Origin of the sequence: Sulfurimonas indica (assembly GCF_009192995.1) — a bacterium.
Classification (GTDB): domain Bacteria; phylum Campylobacterota; class Campylobacteria; order Campylobacterales; family Sulfurimonadaceae; genus Sulfurimonas; species Sulfurimonas indica.
This window is the reverse complement of record NZ_SDID01000009.1, coordinates 52,912-75,878: the sequence shown is the minus strand read 5'-3', so window position 1 is coordinate 75,878 and position 22,967 is coordinate 52,912. Positions and strand designations below refer to the sequence as shown.

At 37.6% G+C, this 22,967-nt stretch carries 24 protein-coding genes; 14 read left to right on the top strand and 10 right to left on the bottom strand.

Translation table 11 applies throughout. The features are described from left to right. Positions 1-4: 4 nt before the first annotated feature. The 5 genes from ES948_RS06270 to ES948_RS06250 all read right to left on the bottom strand — a co-directional run bounded on the left by ES948_RS06270 (position 5) and on the right by ES948_RS06250 (position 3,811). The gene (locus ES948_RS06270) at positions 5-280 is read right to left on the bottom strand and encodes an HP0495 family protein (protein ID WP_152184096.1); all 276 of its coding nucleotides are present in this window, start codon (positions 278-280) and stop codon (positions 5-7) included. Then, positions 261-731 (bottom strand): cyclic pyranopterin monophosphate synthase MoaC, encoded by a 471-nt coding sequence (gene moaC, locus ES948_RS06265; RefSeq protein ID WP_152184095.1) that lies wholly within the window; start codon positions 729-731, stop codon positions 261-263. The genes ES948_RS06270 and moaC overlap by 20 nt, the downstream gene beginning before the upstream one ends. Positions 732-774: 43 nt before the next feature. After that, complete coding sequence (mobA, locus tag ES948_RS06260) at positions 775-1,353, bottom strand: molybdenum cofactor guanylyltransferase MobA (RefSeq protein ID WP_152184094.1); 579 nt, start codon at positions 1,351-1,353, stop codon at positions 775-777. Between the two features lies 1 nt (position 1,354). Next, positions 1,355-2,488 carry an OmpA family protein gene (locus ES948_RS06255; RefSeq protein WP_152184093.1) on the bottom strand — a complete coding sequence of 378 codons (1,134 nt, stop codon included), beginning with the start codon at positions 2,486-2,488 and terminating at the stop codon, positions 1,355-1,357. Between the two features lie 63 nt (positions 2,489-2,551). After that, the gene (locus ES948_RS06250; protein ID WP_152184092.1) at positions 2,552-3,811 is read right to left on the bottom strand and encodes a 3-isopropylmalate dehydratase large subunit; all 1,260 of its coding nucleotides are present in this window, start codon (positions 3,809-3,811) and stop codon (positions 2,552-2,554) included. 212 nt (positions 3,812-4,023) lie between these two features. Here ES948_RS06250 and ES948_RS06245 point away from each other — a divergent pair, with 212 nt between their 5' ends. The 4 genes from ES948_RS06245 (at position 4,024) to ES948_RS06230 (ending at position 8,343) form a co-directional block, all read left to right on the top strand. Further along, entirely contained in the window at positions 4,024-5,247 is a 1,224-nt protein-coding gene (locus ES948_RS06245) for a NifS family cysteine desulfurase (protein WP_152184091.1), read from the top strand. Positions 5,248-5,422: 175 nt separating this feature from the next. Next, positions 5,423-6,403, top strand: a complete 981-nt coding sequence (locus ES948_RS06240; RefSeq protein WP_152184090.1) for an iron-sulfur cluster assembly scaffold protein — start codon at positions 5,423-5,425, stop codon at positions 6,401-6,403. 57 nt (positions 6,404-6,460) lie between these two features. After that, complete coding sequence (locus ES948_RS06235; RefSeq protein WP_152184089.1) at positions 6,461-7,048, top strand: 2OG-Fe(II) oxygenase; 588 nt, start codon at positions 6,461-6,463, stop codon at positions 7,046-7,048. Positions 7,049-7,101: 53 nt separating this feature from the next. After that, a complete protein-coding gene (locus ES948_RS06230) occupies positions 7,102-8,343 on the top strand; it encodes an EAL and HDOD domain-containing protein (RefSeq protein WP_246153833.1) in 1,242 nt (413 codons plus the stop codon). Here the strand turns inward: ES948_RS06230 and ES948_RS06225 are convergent. Together ES948_RS06225 and ES948_RS06220 are read right to left on the bottom strand one after the other, a co-directional pair. Then, complete coding sequence (locus ES948_RS06225; RefSeq protein WP_152184088.1) at positions 8,324-9,466, bottom strand: sensor histidine kinase; 1,143 nt, start codon at positions 9,464-9,466, stop codon at positions 8,324-8,326. The two genes, ES948_RS06230 and ES948_RS06225, sit on opposite strands and share 20 nt — an antisense overlap. Beyond that, positions 9,459-10,112 carry a response regulator transcription factor gene (locus ES948_RS06220; RefSeq protein WP_152184087.1) on the bottom strand — a complete coding sequence of 218 codons (654 nt, stop codon included), beginning with the start codon at positions 10,110-10,112 and terminating at the stop codon, positions 9,459-9,461. The genes ES948_RS06225 and ES948_RS06220 overlap by 8 nt, the downstream gene beginning before the upstream one ends. 36 nt (positions 10,113-10,148) lie before the next feature. On the opposite strand from ES948_RS06220, the gene ES948_RS06215 reads away from it, so the two are divergent. From ES948_RS06215 to ES948_RS06200, 4 genes are all read left to right on the top strand, one after another. Continuing rightward, positions 10,149-10,925 carry a TrmH family RNA methyltransferase gene (locus ES948_RS06215; RefSeq protein ID WP_188109467.1) on the top strand — a complete coding sequence of 259 codons (777 nt, stop codon included), beginning with the start codon at positions 10,149-10,151 and terminating at the stop codon, positions 10,923-10,925. A 3-nt stretch (positions 10,926-10,928) separates the two neighbouring features. Continuing rightward, positions 10,929-12,296, top strand: coding sequence for an ATP-dependent RNA helicase DbpA (gene dbpA, locus ES948_RS06210; protein WP_152184085.1), 1,368 nt, complete (start codon positions 10,929-10,931; stop codon positions 12,294-12,296). Between the two features lie 111 nt (positions 12,297-12,407). After that, complete coding sequence (locus ES948_RS06205; RefSeq protein WP_152184084.1) at positions 12,408-14,090, top strand: sensor domain-containing diguanylate cyclase; 1,683 nt, start codon at positions 12,408-12,410, stop codon at positions 14,088-14,090. A 52-nt stretch (positions 14,091-14,142) separates the two neighbouring features. Then, on the top strand, positions 14,143-14,361 hold the full coding sequence (locus ES948_RS06200; RefSeq protein ID WP_152184083.1) for a hypothetical protein: 219 nt from the start codon (positions 14,143-14,145) through the stop codon (positions 14,359-14,361). Here the strand turns inward: ES948_RS06200 and ES948_RS06195 are convergent. Genes ES948_RS06195 through ES948_RS06185 form a run of 3 tightly spaced genes read right to left on the bottom strand, consistent with a single transcriptional unit; the run spans position 14,352 to position 17,722 of the window. Continuing rightward, positions 14,352-14,903, bottom strand: coding sequence for an RBBP9/YdeN family alpha/beta hydrolase (locus tag ES948_RS06195; protein WP_152184082.1), 552 nt, complete (start codon positions 14,901-14,903; stop codon positions 14,352-14,354). The genes ES948_RS06200 and ES948_RS06195 overlap by 10 nt on opposite strands. 11 nt (positions 14,904-14,914) lie before the next feature. After that, entirely contained in the window at positions 14,915-16,933 is a 2,019-nt protein-coding gene (locus ES948_RS06190; protein WP_152184081.1) for an EAL domain-containing protein, read from the bottom strand. Between the two features lie 3 nt (positions 16,934-16,936). After that, entirely contained in the window at positions 16,937-17,722 is a 786-nt protein-coding gene (locus ES948_RS06185; protein WP_152184080.1) for a DUF234 domain-containing protein, read from the bottom strand. A 219-nt stretch (positions 17,723-17,941) separates the two neighbouring features. On the opposite strand from ES948_RS06185, the gene ES948_RS06180 reads away from it, so the two are divergent. From ES948_RS06180 to ES948_RS06155, 6 genes are all read left to right on the top strand, one after another. After that, positions 17,942-18,190, top strand: coding sequence for a hypothetical protein (locus ES948_RS06180; RefSeq protein ID WP_152184079.1), 249 nt, complete (start codon positions 17,942-17,944; stop codon positions 18,188-18,190). Positions 18,191-18,328: 138 nt separating this feature from the next. Next, positions 18,329-18,769 (top strand): HvfX family Cu-binding RiPP maturation protein, encoded by a 441-nt coding sequence (locus ES948_RS06175; protein WP_152184078.1) that lies wholly within the window; start codon positions 18,329-18,331, stop codon positions 18,767-18,769. A 4-nt stretch (positions 18,770-18,773) separates the two neighbouring features. Then, positions 18,774-20,525: an FMN-binding glutamate synthase family protein gene (locus ES948_RS06170; RefSeq protein ID WP_152184077.1), complete on the top strand. Its 1,752-nt coding sequence runs from the start codon at positions 18,774-18,776 to the stop codon at positions 20,523-20,525. Positions 20,526-20,606: 81 nt separating this feature from the next. Next, positions 20,607-20,792, top strand: a complete 186-nt coding sequence (locus tag ES948_RS06165; RefSeq protein ID WP_152184076.1) for a hypothetical protein — start codon at positions 20,607-20,609, stop codon at positions 20,790-20,792. Further along, complete coding sequence (locus ES948_RS06160) at positions 20,773-21,267, top strand: gluconate 2-dehydrogenase subunit 3 family protein (RefSeq protein ID WP_152184075.1); 495 nt, start codon at positions 20,773-20,775, stop codon at positions 21,265-21,267. The genes ES948_RS06165 and ES948_RS06160 overlap by 20 nt, the downstream gene beginning before the upstream one ends. After that, positions 21,260-22,921 (top strand): GMC family oxidoreductase, encoded by a 1,662-nt coding sequence (locus ES948_RS06155; protein WP_152184074.1) that lies wholly within the window; start codon positions 21,260-21,262, stop codon positions 22,919-22,921. Before ES948_RS06160 ends, ES948_RS06155 begins: the two co-directional genes overlap by 8 nt. The last annotated feature ends 46 nt before the right edge of the window (positions 22,922-22,967 follow it).

Genomic DNA, 22,967 nt, shown 5'->3' with positions numbered 1-22,967 from the left:
CTCCTTACAGTACCATTTTGATATGTTGATGTTTCTTTAGAGCATCATAGATAAATTGTCGATCGTCTTCATTATGTACAAGCAAATCAAGATTCATACTGATATATTTGCCTGTTTTTGATTTGTTAGAGTCACTTAATTTGTGCTCTCTTTCGTTAATAACATCTTTGATAGCATTTTGCAGTGCTTCTCTCTCACTGGCTATTACTTTATAACACCAGTTACAAGGGTACTCCAGTTCGAGTTTTTTACCTTCAAGCTTATCGTTTAAAGTCTCCACTTTTTCCTCCTGATTTGGATTCTAGTTGCACATTTCTGATTATCATTCCCTTGTCAATCGCTTTTACCATATCATAGATAGTTAAAAGTCCGATAGATGTTCCAGTGAGCGCTTCCATCTCAACTCCGGTCTGTCCTGTAAGTTTTGCAGTGACTGTGAGTTTAAATCCAGGAAGTTTTGGAAGCTCCACAATATCACAGTTGATACCGCTGAGATTGAGTGGATGGCACATTGGGATGAGCCTACTTGTCTCTTTTGTTCCCATAATCGCCGCTATTACAGCAGTCTGCAAAACGGGACCTTTTTTTGTCTTTTCACTTACAATGGCATCATAGGCATCTTGACTCATCTCTATAATACCACTTGCTACAGCAACGCGGGTTGTGTTTTGTTTCTCACTGACATCGACCATTTTAGGTCTTTGGTTTTCATCTAAATGTGTTAGGTTCATAAGTATATCTTTTTTGCTTTTTTACTATTATAGCAAAGAGGTGTTAACAATGTATAAGGCTGAGGGCTTTTTTATAATCCTCAGGGTGATTCATATTTAAAAAAGATTTTCTCTCTTCAAAGAGACAGTAGGCTGTTTTTGCATTTTTGAGTAAAAGTCCAAGCTTATGGTTCTCTTCATCAAGCATTGTTTGAAAAGTTTTTTCAAGACTTCTGTGATAGATACCGCAGAGTGGTTGTATACCTTCAGGGGTTTTTGCAATGGTAGCATCAACATTATCTCTATCGCAATGGAGCAGTTTTGTGATGATGTTTTCATCTATAAAGGGAGAATCAACACTGATTGCAAAAAAACGCTCATCAGGGATGGCTTTATAGATTGCTACAAAACCTGCCGTTGGTGCGTATACATCACTTTTTTTATCATCTTCGATAAAGTTTGCTTCAAAAGGAAAAACAGAAGCATCTTTGCATGAGATATAAACAGTTTGAAAGATTTTTGAGAGTCTTGTATATTGATACTCTGCTAATGTAGAGTGGCCCGCAAAGGGGAGAAGTGCTTTGTCTTCTCCCATCCGTGAGCTTTTGCCACCTGCAAAGATGACACAGGGAATTGTAAGCATATTAGTTACGTGTCAACTCTGCTTCAATACGTCTGTTTTTTGCACGGCCTTCTGCAGTCTCATTGCTAGCAACCGGATTTGCTTCACCCATTCCAAGAGCGCTCAGTTGAGAAGGGTCTACTCCTCTTTTGACCAATGCTTTCATAACAGCAGCTGCTCGTCTTTGAGAGAGTTTTTTATTGTAACTCTCACTCCCTCTGCTGTCGGTGTAGCCTACAATTTTTGCAGAGTAGTTTGTATGCTTTTTCAGAAAATCTGCATATTTGTCAAGTTTTGCATTGGAGCTTGAAAGAATTTCTGCCGAATTGTTCTCAAAATTAATATGAAGGTTTACAGTTGCTGGACAACCATCAGAGTTTACTGCTTCACCGGCAGGTGTATTTGGACAGATATCATTTTCATTTAAAACACCATCATTATCATCATCTAAAGAGATTGCACATCCGTCAGCACCTACAGTTGATCCTGCTGGAGTATTTGGACATTTGTCAAGTGCATCATACACACCATCGCCATCGCTATCTATCTCTTTTGGCGCTACAATAACTGCTTCCTCTACAACTTCTTCAACAACTTCCTCTTTTGGAACCTCTTTCGTCTGTGTCGCACCAAATGTATATGTAAGACCAAGCATTGCGACAAGATTATTGTCTGCATTGTCATTATGTGCACTGCTTACTTTTGCAAGGTAAAGTGCTTCTGCTTTGAATGACCAAGATGGTGCAAATGGAACTTTCAGACCGGCACCAGCATCAAGTACAAGACCATCTTCATTTTGATTTGGAACTTCAGTACCAACAAACTCATAACCAAGACCGGCTTTTGCAAAAGGAGTGATTTTGCCTACTTTGTCAAATGCATAAACGCCATTTAATAAAAGACGAGTTACAGAAGTGTCTCCGCCTCCATCATAGTCTGCACTTGGAGAGTAAAGAACAGAGATTTCCGGAGAAATTTTTGAATCTTTATAGTTGTACTGTAGTTCAAGAGCACCTAAGTAATGGTCATCACCTTTGATGCCAACATTGCCTTCTGCAAGGTTGTAGCCTATCATTGGAGAGATTTCATATCTTGCATCAACTGCAAACGAAGCACTGCCAAAAAGTAGTGCAGGGAGTAAAAGTAAACGTTTCATAAATTGTCCTTAAAATGTGATAACAAAATTATAACATAGAATAATGAGCTTTGGGTGAGCTCATTATCGTGGATCTGTGATATAGCCTGTAATCGCAGAGATTGCAGCAACTGCCGAGTTGGCAAGGTAGACTTTCGAACTGCGTGAGCCCATACGACCGACAAAGTTTCTATTTGTTGTAGAGATTGCTACTTCGCCATCACCTAAAATCCCCATGTATCCTCCAAGACAAGCACCACAAGTAGGGTTACTAACAACACCACCTGCATCGACGATGATGTCGATATAGCCTAAGTGATTTGCCTCACGCAAGATCTTTTGTGTTCCCGGTGTGACGATAAGACGGACATCAGGGTGCACTTTTTTGCCCTTTAAAATTTCAGCTGCGACTTTTAAATCAGCCAAACGACCATTGGTACAGCTTCCGATAAAGGCCTGATCTACTTTGATCTTGTCTGCAACTGCCTGAACAACTGAGTGACCGTTTGATGGTAAGAACGGATACGCGATAACCGGGTCTAGGTTTGCAACATCGATCTCTAAAATTTGTGAGTACGAGGCATCATCATCAGAGTAGTGAATACGAGGCTCACGTGCCAAATCTTTATCGCTCAAGAACTCCTTTGTAATGTCGTCATATGCAACGATACCACTTTTAGCACCTGCTTCGATTGCCATATTACACATAGAAAATCTGTCATCCATACTAAGATGCTCAATCGTGCTTCCTGTAAACTCTAATGTCTTATAAAGTGCACCATCAACACCAATCATACGAATGATCTCTAAGATGATATCTTTTCCTGTTGTATATTTTCCAGGTTTACCAGAGAGTACTACTTTGATAGACTCAGGAACTTTAAACCAGTTGCCTCCTGTAATCATTGCAAATGCAAGGTCTGTTGAACCCATTCCTGTTGAGAATGCTCCAAGAGCTCCGTGTGTACAAGTGTGGCTGTCAGCTCCGATGATAACATCACCAGGAACTACAAGACCCTTTTCAGGCAGAAGTGCATGCTCGATTCCCATATCTTTTTCATCAAAAAAGTTTTTAAGATTATGTTTTTTTGCAAAATCACGAGAAATTCTTGCCTGATTTGCCGAAGCGATATCTTTTGCAGGGATGAAATGGTCCAGTACAATTGAGAATCCGTCTGGATTTGCCAAAGATGCTGCACCGCTCTCTTCAAAAGCTTTGATAGAGATAGGCGTAGTAATGTCATTTCCGATAACCATATCGATAGGTGAGCGAACAATCTCACCTGCATATACATCGTGACCGACATGTTCAGAAAATATTTTTTCAGTTATAGTTTGACCCATAGTATGTAAACCTTTTATAGTATTAATAATTGTGCGATTATAGCATAGTGCAATTTAAGAATAACTGCATAAAAAACTTAAGCCAAAGATAAACTCAGTTAGGCTTAAGCTAATCATAATGACAAAGCTATTATCATGTCATAAGTAAAAGAGGACAAAAATTGTCTTATTTAAAAAGAGTGATAATCATTCTTAAATTTAAAGAGGTAAATATGCAAGTATATTTAGATAACAATGCTACTACGATGTGTGATCCACAAGTAGTAGAAGTGATGCAACCATTTTTTAGTGAACTTTACGGAAATCCTAGTTCACTTCATAAGTTTGGTACGGCAACACACCCTTACTTAAAAAAAGCGATAGATCAGGTATATACTGCACTGAATGCCAGTGATGATGATGATATCGTTTTCACTTCATGTGCGACTGAGTCAAATAACTGGGTTTTAAAATCAGTATTTAATGATCTAATCGTTGGTGGTGAAAAAGACCATATCATTACAACAGAGGTAGAGCATCCATCAGTGCTTTCTACTTGTAGATGGTTAGAAGAGCAAGGTGTAAAGGTTACTTACCTTCCTGTTAATGAAGAGGGAATTGTGGAGCCGCATGTTGTAAAGAGTTTTATTACAAACAAAACAGCACTTGTTTCTGTTATGTGGGCAAGTAATGAGACAGGGATGATCTTTCCTATTAAAGAGATTGGTGAAATCTGTAAAGCAAATGGCGTACTTTTCCACTCTGATGGTGTTCAGGCTATTGGTAAGATTCCTGTTGATCTGCAAGATGTTCATGTTGACTTTGTTTCAATGTCAGCTCACAAGTTCCATGGTCCAAAAGGAATAGGGGCACTTTACATTAAAAATTCTCAAGCGCTCTCTCCGCTGCTTCATGGTGGTGAGCAGATGGGTCATCGTCGTTCAGGAACACTCAATGTTCCATATATTGTTGGTATGGGTAAAGCGATAGAGCTTGCTACTACAAACATCGAAGAGACAATGGCAAAAATCAGAGAAAAACGTGACCGTTTAGAAGATGCTCTTTTAGAGCTGAGTGATACTTTTGTAGTTGGTTCACGTGAGAACCGTACACCAAATACTATTTTAATCTCGATCCGTGGGGTTGAAGGTGAAGGTATGCTTTGGGATCTGAACAACTCAATGATTGGAGCTTCAACTGGTTCTGCTTGTGCTTCAGAAGACCTCGAAGCAAATACAGTTATGCTTGCAATCGGTGCTGATAATGAATTGGCTCACACAGGTATTCGTCTTTCTCTTTCTCGTTTTACAACAGATGAAGAGATTGACTACACAATAGAGCAGTTTAAAAAAGCAGTTGCACGTCTAAGAGCGATTTCTAGCTCATTTGCAAAAGTGCAACCAACTCCAGGTGGTGAAGCAGGTGAATGTCACATTCCTCACCATATGGCACATTAATTAAACTATTAAAAAGTGACTAGTCGCGTGAGCTTTCCGCTGAGGATGTAAGTGCCCTTTAGAGTGAAACCAATCGTTAGCGTAGGCAAAGGAATTGCTTCCTTTGACGTGACAAAAAGGGAATAAGATAAAAAGGTTCCCTTAAAATTTTGAAAAAATTTAAAGGAAGAATATTATGGCTAAAGATGATTTATTAGGCGCTTCTTTATGGGATGCGTACTCAAATAAAGTAACAACCTTAATGAATAACCCACAACACCAAGGAGAGATTACTCCTGAGGAAGCTGAGGCACATGGTAACAAGCTTATTGTTGCTGATTTTGGTGCTGAGAGCTGTGGTGATGCAGTAAGACTTTACTGGGAAGTTGATCCAAAAACAGACAAGATTGTAAACTCTAAGTTTAAATCTTTTGGTTGTGGTACTGCTATCGCATCAAGTGATGTTATGACAGAGCTTTGTATTGGTAAAACTGTTCAAGAAGCAGTAAAAATCACAAATATTGATGTTGAAAAAGCACTGCGTGATGATCCGGATACTCCGGCAGTTCCACCGCAAAAGATGCACTGTTCTGTTATGGCGTATGATGTTATCAAAAAAGCAGCTTCACTTTACCTAGGTGTTGATGAAGAGAGCTTTGAAGATGAGATCATTGTTTGTGAATGTGCTCGTGTATCACTTGGTACTATCCAAGAGGTAATTCGTCTCAATGACCTTAAAACGGTTGAAGAGATCACAGACTACACAAAAGCAGGTGGCTTTTGTAAATCTTGTATCAAACCGGGTGGTCATGAAGACAGAGAATACTACCTTGTTGATATCTTGGAACAGACACGCAAAGAGATGGATGAAGAGAAGATGAAAGCAGCGGCAGATGCGCAAGCAGCTGGTGGTGGAAACTTCGAAGAGATGACACTTGTTCAGCAGATCAAAGCTGTTGATGCAGTAATCGATGAGAATGTTCGTCAGTTCTTAATCATGGATGGTGGCGATATGGAAATCATCGATATTAAGAAAAATGATGACTATATCGATATCTATATCAGATATCTTGGTGCATGTAACGGTTGTGCTTCATCTGCTACAGGTACACTCTATGCAATCGAGTCAACGCTCAAAGAAAAACTCTCTCCAAAAATCAGAGTTTTACCAATCTAACAGCTCCTTTTTCTTTTTTACTTGACACCCGTAGGGGTGTCAGTGTAAACTTCCTGTATGGAAATACTCTACGAAAAAATTACCGATGCTCTTGTAAATGAGGGTTATATTATTATTGAAGATGCCTTAGATAAAGAGCTTTCACAAAAACTACTCCAAAAAGCACAAAAACAACAGAACTATAAAGAGGCAGGCATATCAAGCAGTAATACTTTGCATCTTGATAAAAAGAGGCGTCGTGATAAGATAGTCTGGCTAGATGAAGATGGCGAAAGTGTGAGTGAATTTCTTACTTTTGCATCGGGCTTGCGTGAGTATCTCAATCGCTCTTTGTTCCTTGGTCTTACATATTACGAAGCACACTTTGCTCACTATGAAAAGGGTGATTTTTATGAAAAACATCTTGATGCTTTTAAGAACTCCAAAAACAGAGTTGTCACTACGGTTTATTATCTCAATGAGGAGTGGAATCAGAGAGATGGTGGAGAACTGCTCATCTATGATAAAGAGGACAAGCTCATCAAAAAAGTACTTCCAAAGCAAAATACTCTCGTTGTATTTATGAGCGAAGAGTTCCCTCACGCAGTTGATATTGCAAAAAAAGACCGTTATTCAATTGCAGGATGGTATCGCATAGACAAATAGATTTTAGCAACCTAATAAAAAAATGTTGTATAATGTTTTTATAGGATATAAAAATGATAAAACATGTATATGTTGCAAGACAACCGATTTTAGATAAAAACTTTAATATTTTTGCCTATGAGATACTCTATCGGGATTCTCCAAAAAGTACCAAAATAGACAATGACAGATATGCAAGTGCTGCTGTCGTTAGCAGTGTACTCAATAAATTCGGTACGAAACAACTGCTTGGAGATAAAAGGGCTTTTGTCAAAATAGATGAGAAGTTCCTGCTGAATGATATTATTTTTTCAATTCCAAAGGAGTTTTTTGTTTTTTCTATCTTTAGCAATGTTGCAATGAATGAACGGGTCGTTGAACGACTCCATCAACTCCATACAAAGGGCTATATTCTGGCTATAGATAATATAAAACTCAATGACGAAGTATTTGAGAAGTATATATCTGTGTTAGATACTTTTACCTACTGTAAAGTATTTATTGAAGAGGGTATACAAGAGAGCATGGAGAAACTGCATGCCAACGGTATAAAAATCATTGGTGTGAAGATAGAAGATGAAAAGAGACATGAGAAGGCAAAAGCTTTTGGCTGTGATGCATTTGAGGGTTATTTCTTCGCACAGCCAAAAATCATAGAAAATGCACAGTACAATCCGACACGTATGGCGGTACTACGGCTTTACAATATGCTGATGGAAGACAGAAACATTGATGAAGCAGCAGACGAGTTTGAGAAAAATCCTGAAATTACGGTGCAACTTCTGCAGTTTATCAACTCTGCAGCATTTTCGTTTCGAAAAAAAATCTCCTCTATTCATCATATTATTGTGCTCATTGGAAGAATTCAGCTTGCAAAATGGCTGATGCTGATGATCTATTCCAAGTCGGTTGCTTCAAATTTTGAGATATCGCCTTTGATGCTGATGGTAAAAAACAGAACGGAGTTAATGGAGAGGATTTTAAAAGAGATACGACCGGATGCAAGGTCAAATATGCTAGGCGAAGCATACATGGTTGGAGTACTCTCGTTGATGGATACGCTTTTTTCGATGCCACTTGAAGAGATACTCGAAAATATCAATATCTCCGATGAGGTTGAAGAGGCACTCTTACAACAGAAGGGTATTTTTGGTGATATCTATAAAGTGGTTCGCAGTATGGAGCATATGGATATCAATGCAATTGTAGATTTTGAGATGAAGTATAAGCTTGCACCCAACAGAATCAAAAATATTATCGTGAGTTGTATTGAAGAGGTCGCAAAACTTGAAAATACTAACGAAAGTGTAGCGTAATCGTTGTACCTTTGTTTTTCTCAGACACTATTTCAATTTTGTAGCCATACTCTTTGACAATAGAGTCTACGATATTTAAACCCACCCCAAATCCTCCTGCATAAGAGTTTGCACGGACAAACCGCTGGAAAATCAAATCTAGCTTTTCTTTCTCTATGCCAATACCTTCATCTTGAATGATAAAAGAGTCACTTGTCGTTGTAATGGATATGGTAGTTTTTGGTTTTGAATATTTGATAGCATTGCTTAAGAGATTGTTTATAAGCATTTTAGACTTTGTCGGAGCAATAGTAATCTCACAAGGCTCAAGATTGGCTTTGAGCTGAATGTTCTTTTTCTCTAAAAGTTCGCTAAAGTAATTAATATCCTCTTTTATGACATTGTCAAATCGAAGTTTTTGCGCTGCTTCACTTTGGGAATCAAAGCTCAAAAAGCTGAGTGAGGCATAGATATCATAGAGTTGTTTTGTACTGATAGAGATGTTTTTGACAATTTTTTCATCATACTCTTTTTTTGATTTTATGCGTGAGGTACTCATCATAAGAGCTGTTAAGGGAGTATTGAGCTCATGGGTAGTATCTTTTACAAAAGATTCAATCTCTTCCATTTTCTCTTTGATGGGTTTTAAAAAGATATAGGAGAGAAAAATAGCGATAAGAATAATAAGGATAGCTGTGATAATGACAGCATAGGCAATCTTGTTTTTTATCTTCTCTACATTTTTGACACACTCATTACTCTGTACAACTACATACTGTACATCAAGATGTCCTGCTGTCCTTTGAGAAACAAGGGTAAAGATGCCCTCTTTCATATAAAAATCATTGGAAAAATCGACATCCTGAACACTCATACCATAGAGAAGTTTATGTTCTTTGTCATAAAGGCCTACAACAGCACGCTCAAATTTTTGTAATTTAAACGGTCTCTCTTCCATTTGTGCGTGAATTACCTCGGCACTGACAAGGTCTGCTATGTGATTCATCTTGTAGAAGTTGGCATTTTTCTCCATGGCAACCTGTGAGGTATAAAACCAGTAAGCAGCAAGGGTAAGAAAGATAAAAGAGCTGACAAGATAGAGTGCCAAAAAGGAGTAGAAAGATTTTTTTGTGATTTTATTCATAGAGATAGCCTTCTCCACGAATGGTTTTTATCTTCTCTTTCCCTATGATTTCACGCAGAGTACGGATATGTGAACGGAGTGTTGCATCACTTGGCAGGGAGTCAAAGTCCCAGATGTTTTGTATAAGCTCTTCATTGGAGATAAGTCTTTTTCTGTTTTTGAGAAAATAACTCAGTAGAAGAGCATCTTTATTGCCTAAAGTGATAGATTTATCTTCTTTACGAATCTCTTTTGTCTGTGGGTGGAAGTAGATACCTTCTGTAATGAGCAAGGTATCACTCTCTTCTATGTGAAAGAGGCGTTTTGTATTTTGAATGCGCAGTGCCAACTCTTCAAGAGCAAAAGGCTTTTTGATGTAATCGTGGGCACCGACATCAAAAGCCTTTTGCAGGTGCTTTGTATCGGCGTAAGCTGTGATGAAAATAGCAGGTGTGGTATCACTAAAAGAGCGTAACTCTTGCAGAAGTTCAAGACCGTTTTGCCCTGTTACATTGATATCAAAGATAAAAAGGTCATACTGTTTGTTTTGGAGCAGTTCGTAAACCTCTTCGGCATTAAAAGCATAATCAACTTCCCAGCTCTCACGCAGAAAATCAAGCAAAATATCAGATAAAACGGGGTCATCTTCCATAAGTAGTAATTTCATAGGAACCATTTTATCATAATAATATATAATGCCATTATGAGAGTAGCTATAGAAAATATTGAAGATAAAAGACTAAAAGTGTATCATGCACTGCGTGATAAAGGAATATTAAATGACGGGAGCTTTATTGCCGACTCGCCGAAGGTAGTGAATCTTCTTTTAGAAAAAACAGATATCAAGATAGAGAGCATTTTAGCTACACGTGAATATTTTGAAATGTATCAAGCATTGATAGGTTCACGTGAGGTTCCCTTACTTTATGAAGCAGGTAAAGAGCAGATGAGCAGGATCGTAGGACACAAGATCCACCATAACTGTATGATGCATGCAAAACGCCCGGTTGATGTTAATTTAGAGGAGTTGGATGATAATATTGTACTGCTTGATAACATCACATCGAGTGAGAATGTCGGAGCGATTGCACGGAGTATGGCAGCACTTGGCGTGAACTCTTTAATGCTTGGAAAAACCTCACCACATCCTTTTAACAGAAGAGCACTCCGTGTTTCGATGGGATATGCCGCAATGCTCAAGATTCATGTTTATGAAGATATAAAAGAGAGCATAAAAGCATTGAAAGAGTTAGGGTATACAATTTATGCGGCAGAGGTGACAGAGAATTCCCAGCCGCTCTTTTGTGTAAAAACAGCAGAGAAATGGGTGCTTATTATGGGTCATGAGGGTTTTGGAATAGCCGAAGATATTTTAGCGTTATGTGATGAAGTCGTAAATATTGAGATGCAAGAAGATGTAAAAAGTTTCAATGTTGCCATAGCAGCTTCAATAATGATGTATAATTTCAAAAAAAGATAAAATATGAATCTCTCAAAATTCTCAAAACTTCCCCTCACGCAAGCAATGCTTCAAAACCTTGATACACTTGATTATAAAATGATGACACCTATTCAGGCAGAGGCACTGCCTGCTGTTTTAGAAGGCAGGGATATCATGGCAGAAGCCAAAACAGGCAGTGGCAAGACAGCTGCTTTTGGTATTGGGCTTTTACATAATCTGGATGTGAAAAAATTTAGAGTGCAGGCTTTGGTGCTCTGTCCTACACGTGAGCTTGCAGACCAAGTGGCAAAAGAGCTGCGCCGTTTGGCACGATTTGCACATAATATCAAGATTTTGATGCTCACGGGTGGTGAGTCCTTTGGCAAACAGCTCGGTTCACTCTCTCATCAGGCACACATAGTTGTCGGAACTCCCGGACGTGTGCTCAAACACCTGAACAAAGAGAGTCTATCACTAGAAGATCTGAATACTTTTGTACTTGATGAGGCAGACAGAATGCTTGATATGGGCTTTATGGAAGAGGTAGAGTCGATAATGAAGTTTTTACCCCGATATCACCAGACACTTCTTTTTTCTGCTACTTATGATGATGCGGTTAAAGTAGTTGCACACAAACTTTTGGATAATGCGCTGCATATCAAAACAACAACAGAAGAAACTCCAAATGATATAGAGGAGCTTTTTTACAAAACTGATGATAAGCTGAGTACACTGATTAATCTGCTTGGCAGTACAAAGCCAAAAAATGTCATTATCTTTACCAATACAAAGTTCGAAGCAAAAGAGCTCTCAGAGAAACTTGTTACACGCAAGATAGATGCGCTTGCACTCCATGGGGATTTGGAACAGTATGAGAGAAATGATGTACTTGTACAGTTTGCAAACAGCTCAACACCTATCTTGGTGGCAACGGATGTTGCAGCTCGGGGACTTGATATCAAAGCACTCTCCATGGTAGTCAATTATGATCTGCCACATACAAAAGAGACCTATACACACCGTATAGGACGTACTGGACGTGCCGGTGCAAAAGGAGTTGCACTTACACTTTATGAGAACTTTGAAGAGGAAAAAGTAGCAGAGTATAAAGAGGAGGCAAAACGGCAGTTTCTTGATGCTAGTGATATAGAAGAAGTGGACTCTTTTGAGATGACGCCGGAGTTTGTAACGCTTGTGATTGAAGGCGGTAAGAAAGATAAACTGCGTGCTGGGGATATTTTAGGAGCGTTGAGTGGTGAAGCAGGGCTTGCAGGTAGTTCAATCGGTAAGATAGATATTTATGAGAGGCAAGCTTATGTAGCTGTGGCAAGTGATGATATTGATCGTGCATTTAAGTATTTAAAAAGTGGAAAAATTAAAAACCGTAAATTTTCGGTTTGGACATTATAAAAATCTATGAGGCAAAATGTGATACTTTAAGTTTTTTTATGTTGCTTGAATGATATAATAGTCTATAAGATCTAAGGATATCTTTTAGATTCCCTTATAAAAGGAGAGTCTGTGACAAGTTATAACACGGTATATACAAATGAAGCAGAGCTTCAAAGATTTATAGAACTTCATGAACTAGAAAAAGAAGAGAGGCTTTTTGTTCAGATATTCAGTGGTATTGTTGATGCAGAGTATTGTCTGGAATTAGCTGGAGTAGTTAAAGAAAGACTACCAAAAGCCAATATTATTGGTACTACAACAAGTGGTGAAATCTGTAATGGTGCAATGTATGATAATACGGTGACACTCTCATTTAGTATATTTAACAAGACATCCATAAAATCAAAACTCTATCAATTAGACAAGAATTTCCATCTTGAAGATATTCAAAAAGAGCTTTTAAGTGATAATACAAAGGCAATGATAATTTTTAGTGATGGGCTTAAAAGTGATGCAGAAACACTGCTAAAAGATATTTATAAGATGGCTCCTGACATTGTTATTGCAGGTGGTCGAGCAGCAGATAAAAGCTTCAAGCAAACATATGTTTTCACAGAAAAAGAGTATAGTGACAACGGTTGCGTTATAGCGACACTGAGTGGGGATGAACTTTTCGTTAATAGTGATTATATATTGAAATGGACTCCTATTGGCAAAGAGATGAGTGTTACAAAAGCAGACGGTTCTACTCTTTATGAACTTGATGGTATTGCGATTATTGATGTGTATAGAAAGTATCTTGGTGATGATGTTGTAAACAATCTTCCGGCTTCCTGTATGGCTTTTCCATTACTCTTAGATAAAGAGGGTGTTTTGGTGGCAAGGGATCCTGTCGCTGTTACAGAGAATCATGCTTTGATGTATGCAGGAAAATTTGATGTAGGGGATAGTGTTCGCTTTAGTTTTGCAAATATTGAAGAGTTGACAGATAATCTTTATGAATATTTTGAAAAGATTAAAACAAAAGCCGCCGAAGCTGTCTATATCTACTCTTGTGCCGCAAGAAAGGCACTGCTGGAAGATAAGCTGAGGGATGAGATAAATATTTTGGAATCACTTGCTCCTACGGTTGGTTTTTTCACATTTGGAGAGTATTTTCACGCAGGAAAAATAGCAGAGCTTTTAAATGTCACTACTACTTTTATGCTGCTTTCAGAGACTAAAAAGAGCTTAAAAGAGAAGAGGTTAATTACTGTAGATACGAAAGATTTTGACCCTATTAAAAAAGCTTTGACCCATCTTGTCAAAGTGACAACAAAAGAGTTGGAAAATCTCTCAACACATGATGCTTTAACCTCCCTTTATAATCGTAGTGAGTATTTGCAAACGATTAAAAGAAAGATAAAAAGCGCACAGCGCTATGGTAGTGAGTTTGGATTGATACTTGTTGATATAGATTTTTTTAAACTTGTTAATGATAATTATGGACATAAGATTGGTGATGAAGTTTTAAAAAGATTTGCCAAGGTTCTGCAGAAAAATGTAAGAGAGGATGATTTTGTAGCACGATGGGGTGGAGAAGAGTTCATTATTATTGCTAACTATACCAATAAAGAGGGGTTGGTGCACTTAGTTGAAAAATTGCAAAAGAAAATAGCTAAAGTTGTATTTTCACCTGTTCCAAAGATTACAGCATCATTTGGTTTGACAACATATAAAAAGGGAGATGACTATGAAGAGCTCTTTAAACGAGTGGATAATGCACTTTATATGGCGAAGCATAATGGAAGAGATCAGTATATAATCGGTTAATTTTTTATGATTTTTGTGCTATAATTTTTATATAGGCACAAAGGAGGATGATATGAAAGTGGTACAGTATACATTTCAATCTCCATATCCTAGCTCTATGCAGGTAGGGAGATTAGACCCTAATTCTGTAAAAGATGATAATACAAAAAATAGTTCGCAAGGCTTCAATGCCCAAAATGAAACAGTGCAAAAAGCCAAAATCGTGCAAGAATCACTCAAACAGGAAGTAAAACCGACTCTCAGTAGCAATCAACTTGATATCTATGCGTGAGATGTGGTAACAGCTTTTAACTCTTGAAGCATCCACTCCCACTGACCATAACCGCTGTCTGCATTTAAATGACCACCGTTTTGTATAACTTTCATAGGAATGTTTAGCTTTTTCTCTAAATCATTTGCCTCTTTTTGGGTCATATAAGGGTCATTTGTTGAGGTAATAAGCAGTGTTTCTTTGGCATAAAGATTTGGCGGTATATCTACAGGAAAAAATTCACTTAATTCTGTAATAGTGCAATTCAAACTAGGTGGTGCAACCAGGTAGAGTTTTTCTATTTCACGCAGCTCTTTTTTCGCACAAAGATGAAACCAAAGTGTATTTGCCAAAGAGTGACAGATAACAATGTCGGGTCTGAAATCTTGTAGTGCATCTTGAAGCTCACGCAACCAGATATCAAGTTTAGGATTGTCAAAATCCCAAAAACGCAAAAAATTTACACAGCCATAATCACGTGCCAATTCACCTGCAAGCCAGCTCTGCCAATGAGGAAAATCACTTCCTCCCCAACCATGAAGCAGTAAAATTTTTTTATACATGAGAAGATCCTTTATTTTGAGACTATTGTAAGAGATGGTTCACCAAAGAGGTATCCTTGGAACTCATCAATACCTAAACTTTCACAAACTGCAAGTACTTCTTTGGAGTGAATAAACTCTGCAATAACCTTGATATTAAGTGTATGGGCAAAAGATACAACTGTTTTTACTATATTGTAAGACTTGTCATCGTGATCTATATTTTTAATTAAAGAGCCATCTATCTTGATATAATCAGGCTCTAAATCTAAGAGATAAGAGAAGTTAGAGTAACCAGTCCCAAAATCGTCGATGGCAATTTTTGCATTATGTTTTTTTATGAGTGCAATAAATTTTTGAAGGTTTGGAAGATGATGAATATCTTCACTCTCTACAATTTCAAAGATGACACGAGAAGTATCTGAAAAATTTTCTAAATGATACTGGATAAAACCAAATGTTTCTTGGTTGATAAGGTCATCCCCTGATATATTTATCGAAAAGGAGAGTGTTGATGATTTAAACTCTTGAAAAGCTTGAGCGATAATACTACGTGTAATATATTTATAATACTTGGTTTTTTTAGCAATATCAATAAAACTGTTAGGTGATAATATTTCATGATTATATTGCATGCGTACAAGTGCTTCGTATTTAACAATCTCTTTTTGTTTATTAAGAATAGGCTGGTAATAGGCTATAAAATTATCATGATTAACAGCATCTTTAATTTTTTTAATCATTTTCAAATTTTGTATTTGTATATCTTCAGTATGAGTTTTTTCATTAAAAACACGTAAATCAACATAGCTTTTTTTAGCTTCTAGTAAAGCGATATTGGCATGTTCAAGTGCAGACTTTTGATTTAAAGATATTCCCGCATGCAGGGAAACATTAATTTCAAGATCTTTATCCTCAAAGTAAATTGTTTCATGCTCAAGGCTTTTAATAAGCTGTTGGATAATTTGAACAAACTTTTTTGCATTATATTCATAGTTGATAATGGCTATTTCATCACCACCAAGTCGATATATCTTAAGTTGTGTATTATCAAGATAGAATTTTATTTTTTGTGCCAAAACTTGTAAAACACGGTTCCCTATATCAACACCATAGGAGTCATTAATATCTCTAAATGATGCGACATCTAAAATTGCCAGATGAAAAGATGAGAATTTTTTCATATCTTCATAAAGGGCATTTCTATTTGGCAGAGTTGTTAGTGAGTCAACAAGATATTGTGTTTGGAGTTCTTTTGTTTTTATATCTATCTGTTCTTGCATTGAATTGTACAGTATATGAAGTTCATCAGCCATAATATTAAATGTGGCTGCTAACTCTCCTATTTCATCATTGGAAGCTATTTCAATTGGAGTAAACTCTTGTTTTGAAAAAGATCCAATAGCATTTTTTAAAGTATGTAAAGGGGAGATAATTTTACGTATAACAAGTAGACCGATAATAAGGGAGAGAATCAAAGCAGTCATAATAATTAAAAGGATGTTGTATAGCGTATCTTCTTTCATTTTTTGAATTGCGTTCGCAAGAACTTTGTCTGATTCATAAAGTGAAACAGTAGCCCCTATTGCTGCTATAGCTTTGAGATTGTTATCAGTAATGGGATAGGTTATATCAAGTAACTGTCCTCCATTTTTACCCTTTTCATATAAAAGTGTTGTTTTCTTATAAAGTATTGCATCAATATCTTCTTGATGAGAAGGTATCTGCAAATATTTTCTAACAGTACTGACGATAGGCTTAAAATGCCCATTTTCAGGATTTTGTACATGTAATGTTAAACGTTTTACATGAGGAAGTTTTTCTACTGTTTCATCAAAAAGCTTTTGAATAGTTTGTGTATCTTTAAGTTTGTTCTTTTCAAGAATAACAGCATTGAGGACTTTTACAAAGGAGGTAGTTTCTCTTTCTCTGTATGCTACAAGATAAGAGGAGTTTTTGTCTATTGTATAGATTAGCAATAGCGTTGAAAAGGAACCAATAAAAATAATAATTAGAATATATCCAAGTAAAAGTTTATGTAAAAGCTTCATTCTTTAGCCCAGTAGTTCTTTAAAGTTTTTGAGTGTATAGAGTCTTAGGTTTTCATTTTTGAGTGCTTTTAGCTCTTTTGAAAAACCTGTTTTAGCAACGATAACAAGCATATCGGCATCAATATTTGCTTTTTGTGCAAGTTCTGCAAGCTTTGAAAGTTCACTCTTTTTTATTTTGGAGTTTGTATATTTACATGAGCCGATTATACGCTTTTTGCCTTTTGTTTTCGCATAGATGTCGAGTGTAAGACCATCATTTTTCCAATACTCTGATATCTCCATAATGGAGTCATCTTTGAGTTTTTTTCGCAGAAGTGCGTGTGAGAGCTCTGTAAAAATAGGATGGGTAAACTCATTTTCGTAACTTTGCCAACGCTCTTTTACCTCTTTGTACTCTCCATCACGAATCCCTTTAAAAAGAGGTGATACAAAGGCAAACCAAAAACGTAAAAAGGGCAACGTAAAGCTAAATCTGTCATCTGCACCTTTAGAGCGTTTGAACCGAATAAGTCCACGCTCAAGAAGCGTCTCAACTGCTTTTTCTCCAACACTCTCTTCAACATGGGCACGTTTATAGACCGCATGAGCTTTACCATCACTCAGTGCAATAGCTGTGAGAATAGAGTGGTAAAGTGGTTGCCCATCTGTAAGTTCATTGATATCGTTACGAATGTAGGAGTAATCATCCAAAATAAGCTTCTCAATAAGCTCAAAAGATGGTTTGGAAGTATCGATTTCCCCCCAGGAAACACCTCCAAAGATGGCAAATTTCTCTACTGCATCTTCCATGCTTTTTGGTTTGTGTTCTTTGTAAAAGTTTTTGAATTGCTCTTGAAGAGTCTCTTTTTTTGATAGAATAGGGAAGCCTTTAAATAAATTATCTAATTATACACCATTACACAAATACTACACACTATTTCTATAAAATAGTTCCAATGTAACAAGTATCACATAAATATTTCTTATTTTGTGTTACACTTGTTCAACTTAAAATCAAAGGATGAGAAGATGAAAAGATTAAATGTAGCAGCAATGCTTTTAGCAGCGGCTTTTTTTGTAGGATTTGGAACAACTGCGAGTGCAGAGGGCATGAAGTGTGGAGCTGGAAAATGTGGTTCTAAAATGGAAAAGCCGGTTAAGAAGATGAAGTGTGGTGCTAAAATGGATAAAGCAGAGGCGAAAAAGTGCGGCGATGCAAAAAAAGCAAAGAAAAAAGCTATGAAGTGCGGTGTCGGTAAATGTGGCGGTAACAAATAGAGTTATATTACTTCCCCTATTAGACTTCTTGCATAATTATAGATAAGCAAGAAGTCTATACCTTGCTTCTAAAATCTTCTACACACTTCCTACACAAATAAAAGGTAGACTTATCTTTTATAAACGAAGGAGTTTATTATGAATATCAAAAAAATTTATTTAGAGTTTTCCCGTTTGAGCGAGTATCTGCAGTCTGTCAGTTTGTTACTAGCACGGCTTGTTGTTGCTTATGGATTTTACCAACCGGCTATGATGAAGTGGAGTGATATAGGCTCTGTTGCTGAATGGTTTGGCTCTATCGGTATACCTTTCCCAACGCTCAATGCTTATATGGCAGCAACTACAGAGATAATAGGTGTAGTACTTTTAACGTTTGGATTTTTGACACGTCTTATCTCCATTCCACTGATTGTTATTATGATAGTGGCTATTGTAACTGTACACCTTCCTAATGGTTTTGAGGCAGGTAATAACGGTTTTGAGATACCGCTTTACTATATGCTCTTTTTGATTATCTTTATAGCACACGGTGCGGGAAGATTTTCACTTGACAGAATTATCTTTGGAGAGAAAAGCTAAGTAGATGGAAGAGTTAGTAGAGTTTACACATAAGATAGGACATATCAATTTTCCCATTATGATGTTTTTGATGAAGGCATTTGTCATTCTCATTCTGGCTCTCTCTATTGTAATTTTTATCTATGATAGATATATTCAAAGAGAGAATCAACTGCTTATCAACTATCCGCTTATCGGAAGATTGCGCTATCTCTTTTATGCTTTGCGTAATCCAATGCGACAATATTTTGGAGATGAACAGTTCTATGACTCCTTTGATAAGGTTAAGTGGGTTTATGATTCAGCTGAGAGAAGATCTGCCTACGCTTCATTTTCCCCGGGACAACCGCAAAAGAGTGCACGACTTGCCATTAAAAATGCCAACTGTGTTTTAAATACCGAAGATGTCAGTAATAACTTTTCTGTTACTTTTGGAGAAAACTCTCCAAAGCCTTTTGTAACGCATTCTGTTTTTGGCAGAAGTGCTATGAGCGATGGTGCAATCTCACCTGAGGGAACACGAGCTTTTACAAAGGGAGCTTATCTTGGTAGATTTCCTATCAACACAGGAGAAGGCGGTTTTACTTCAAACTTTTTATACACTCATAAATATACAAGAGAGTGCAAATTTTTTGAGATATATGAGGGTACGTTTTTTGCCAAAAGTGTCTATAAAACTTTAAAATTTTTGCTTAACGGTGCAATAGCACAAAAAGTCTACAGACATATGGTAGTCCTCTGTGGTGCTGCTGACAGCTATCTTTTTGACAAAGAAGAGATACTTTTTTACAGAGTGGACTGGAGTGCACCTCTTGATGTTTTTCCTTCTGAAATCCCCGATGATATTCCTGATACTATTTTACAAATTGGAAGCGGTCTTTACGGTGTCAGAGATACTGATGGTAACTTTGATGAAGAGCGTTATAAAAAGACAATGCGTTTTTGCCGTATGACTGAGATAAAAATGGCACAGGGTGCTAAACAGACAGGTGGGAGACTTTTAGCAGAGAAGGTGAGTGAGGAGATAGCGTATTATCGTGGTGTAGAGGCACATAAAGATCTCTTCTCTCCAAATAAATTTCCCTTTGCAAACAGCTTGGAGGAGCTATTTGATTTTGTAGGCAGGCTCAAAAAACTCTCCGACAAACCTGTCGGTGTGAAAATTGTCATCTCATCCAAAGAGAACTTTGCAGAGTATGCAAGTCTCATTCAAAAAAGAGTGCAGCAGAACTCTGATGCCTATCCTGATTTTTTAACCATTGACGGTGGCGATGGCGGAAGTGGTGCAGCACCTTTAGAGATGATGATGAGTGTAGGTATGACAATAGCAAAAGCACTCTATATCGTTGAGAGTGCATTGCATGAGGCAGGTGTTAGAGAGAAGGTGAAAATTATTGCGAGTGAGAAAGTACTTACTCCGGATGATGCTATCGTACTCTTTGGGCTTGGTGCTGACTATGTAGCGATTGCAAGGGCTTTTATGATGAGTGCCGGATGTATACGAGCGCGTGAGTGTTCAGGTGCATATGGCCGATCCTGTCCTGTTGGACTTGCTACACAAGATAAGAAAAAACGTGCTTCTTTTTTAGTTGAGAAAAAAGCAAGAAACATTGCCTCATATCATGCACAGCTCTTAGCAGGAATACGACAGCTTTTAGCAGTTGTCGGTGTTGATGAACTTGCAAAACTTGACAAAAGCAAACTGATTTTTAAGGATCAGACCGGAAAGACCTATATGGATGTTGACTGTTATTTTGTAGAAGCACTTGTCGATTAATATTGCTGTAGGATGGTAAGTACACAGAAGATACACAAAACTTTTGTATAATTGAGTTAAGAAAAGAAAAAGGAGGATGTTATGTGTATTCCTTATGGAGTCATGAGCTCAAAAGATAACGGTTATGTAGAAACAAAACCGAAAAAACATATAAAAAAAGTCTCGCAGAGAGAGTTTGAAAAAGGTGATCCTGATTTTGTGGATGAGGGAATAGAAGCCTATACTCCAAAGAAAAAAGGTTCCTTCTTTGACAACCTTTTCTCGTAGAAGATTCTTACAATCGAGTTTTTTATTTGGTGCTCTGTTTTTGATGGACGGATGCTCTTTGTTTGGAGTAACTACACCTATCGAGACACTGAGAGTATTGCACCAAGACCTCTTTCCTAAAGCACAAGCACTTGGCATTGAAACAGCTTCATATATGACTGTTGTTTTTAACCATCCAAAAATTTCCAAAGCAGACAAAGACTTTATAAAAAACGGTATTAAGTGGCTTAATGAAGAGGCAATAATAGGATACAAGAAAGAGTATAAAAAGCTTTCATCCAAAGAGCGAGAAGCAATTTTGCAGATAATATCTAAAACAGAATGGGGAGAGAGCTTTTTGTATGATGTGATGGGTTATATGTTTGAAGCAATGCTTGGAGACCCTGTATATGGTGGGAACAATAAGCAAGCCGGTTGGGAATGGCTGAAGTTTACAGGTGGCCTGCCACGACCGAAGGAGCCTTACCTTGGTTGATGTGTGTATTATCGGCAGTGGTGCGGGAGCAGCACCAATTGCCTATGAGCTAAGTCTTGCTGGGTTTGAGGTTGTAGTACTTGAAAAAGGAAAAAATTATACCGAAGCTGATTTTAACAAGGATGAGCTTGCTGTCTCACGCAGAGATATCTTTACTCCAAAACTTGAAGATGAGTTTCATATCATCAATGAGTATCAAAAAGATGGTACATACAAACGTTATGATGGACGGGAGTATCATTGGAGTTTTTGGAATGGGAATATGGTTGGAGGTTCATCGAATCTGATGAGCGGTTATTTTCATCGTCTTAAGCCAAATGATTTTAAACTTCTTTCTACTTATGGTGCGATAGAAGGTGCCAATGTAGTGGATTGGCCGATATCATATGAAGATTTGGAACCTTACTATACAAAAGTGGAAAAGATTATCGGTGTGAGTGGAAGAGTTGTAAATCATTCTCAGCAGGAACCGCGCTCTAGTGTAGATTTTCCATATCTGGAACTTACTATCAATGGTGCAGTTAAATGGTTTGATGCGGCATGTGAGCAGCTTGGATTTGAATCGATACCGACACCGCGAGCCATTCTTTCTCAAAATGCTCTCTCACGTAATGGCTGTTACTACTCTAACTTTTGTGGCTCTTATGGTTGTGCAAGTGGAGCAAAGGGGAGTGCAAGGGCAGCACTGCTACAGAAGTGTAAAGCGAGAATCATTACGGATGCTTTTGTCTATAAACTGGAGAGTGATGACAAAAGAGTAAGGAAAGCTTACTATAAAACAAGGTTGGGAGCTGTCCATGTCATACGAGCAAAGATCTTTGTTTTGGCAGCACAGGCGATAGAGAGCTCACGACTGCTACTGAACTCTACAAATAAGTTTTTCCCAAATGGTTTGGCAAATTCAAGCAAAGAGGTCGGGAAAAACCTTATTTTCTCTGCCGGGGGAAGCGGCAGTGGGCGTTTTGTATTTGAAAAGCTTACGCAAGCACAACAAAAAGAGCTGATGGAAGTGGGTGTTTTTTTTAACCGAAGTCTGCAACAGTGGTACGATTATAAAGATGGCAAGAGAAAGCAAAAAGGGGGAACTATAGATTTTCTCTTTGAGCATCAAAATATTATTTCTCGTGTCATGCGTGAGGTTTATGATAATCATGGCAATCTCATGTGGGGTGAGGCACTGGCTAAAAAAGTGCAAAAACGTCTTACTACTTCACGGGTACTAACCTTTGAGGTCTTTAATGACTGGTTGCCGACAGATAAGTGTTTTGTAAGTGTTGATAAGAAGGCAAAAGACAAGTATGGTGTGCCCGTTGGTGTGATTAATCTCTATGGACATCCACATGATTTAGAAGTCGGTGAATATTTGGCACAAAAGGCCGTAAAAGTACTGCGTGAGATGGGCGCTGTAGAGATAGATTATGATATCTCGGCTTCTCCACCTCCAAATTTGGTTGCAGGGGGATGCCGTTTCGGTAATGATGCAAAAAGTTCCGTTTTAGATAAAAACTGCAAAGCACATGACTTAGAGAACCTTTATGTTACAGATGCCTCTTTTATGCCAACAGGGGGAAGTGTCCCTTATACATGGACGATTTATGCGAACTCTTTTCGTGTAGCAGATGCCATAAAAAAAGTACTTGATGTAAAACAATAGCCCATTAATGAAAGAGGGAGTATAATTATTTTATGCAGAATAATTA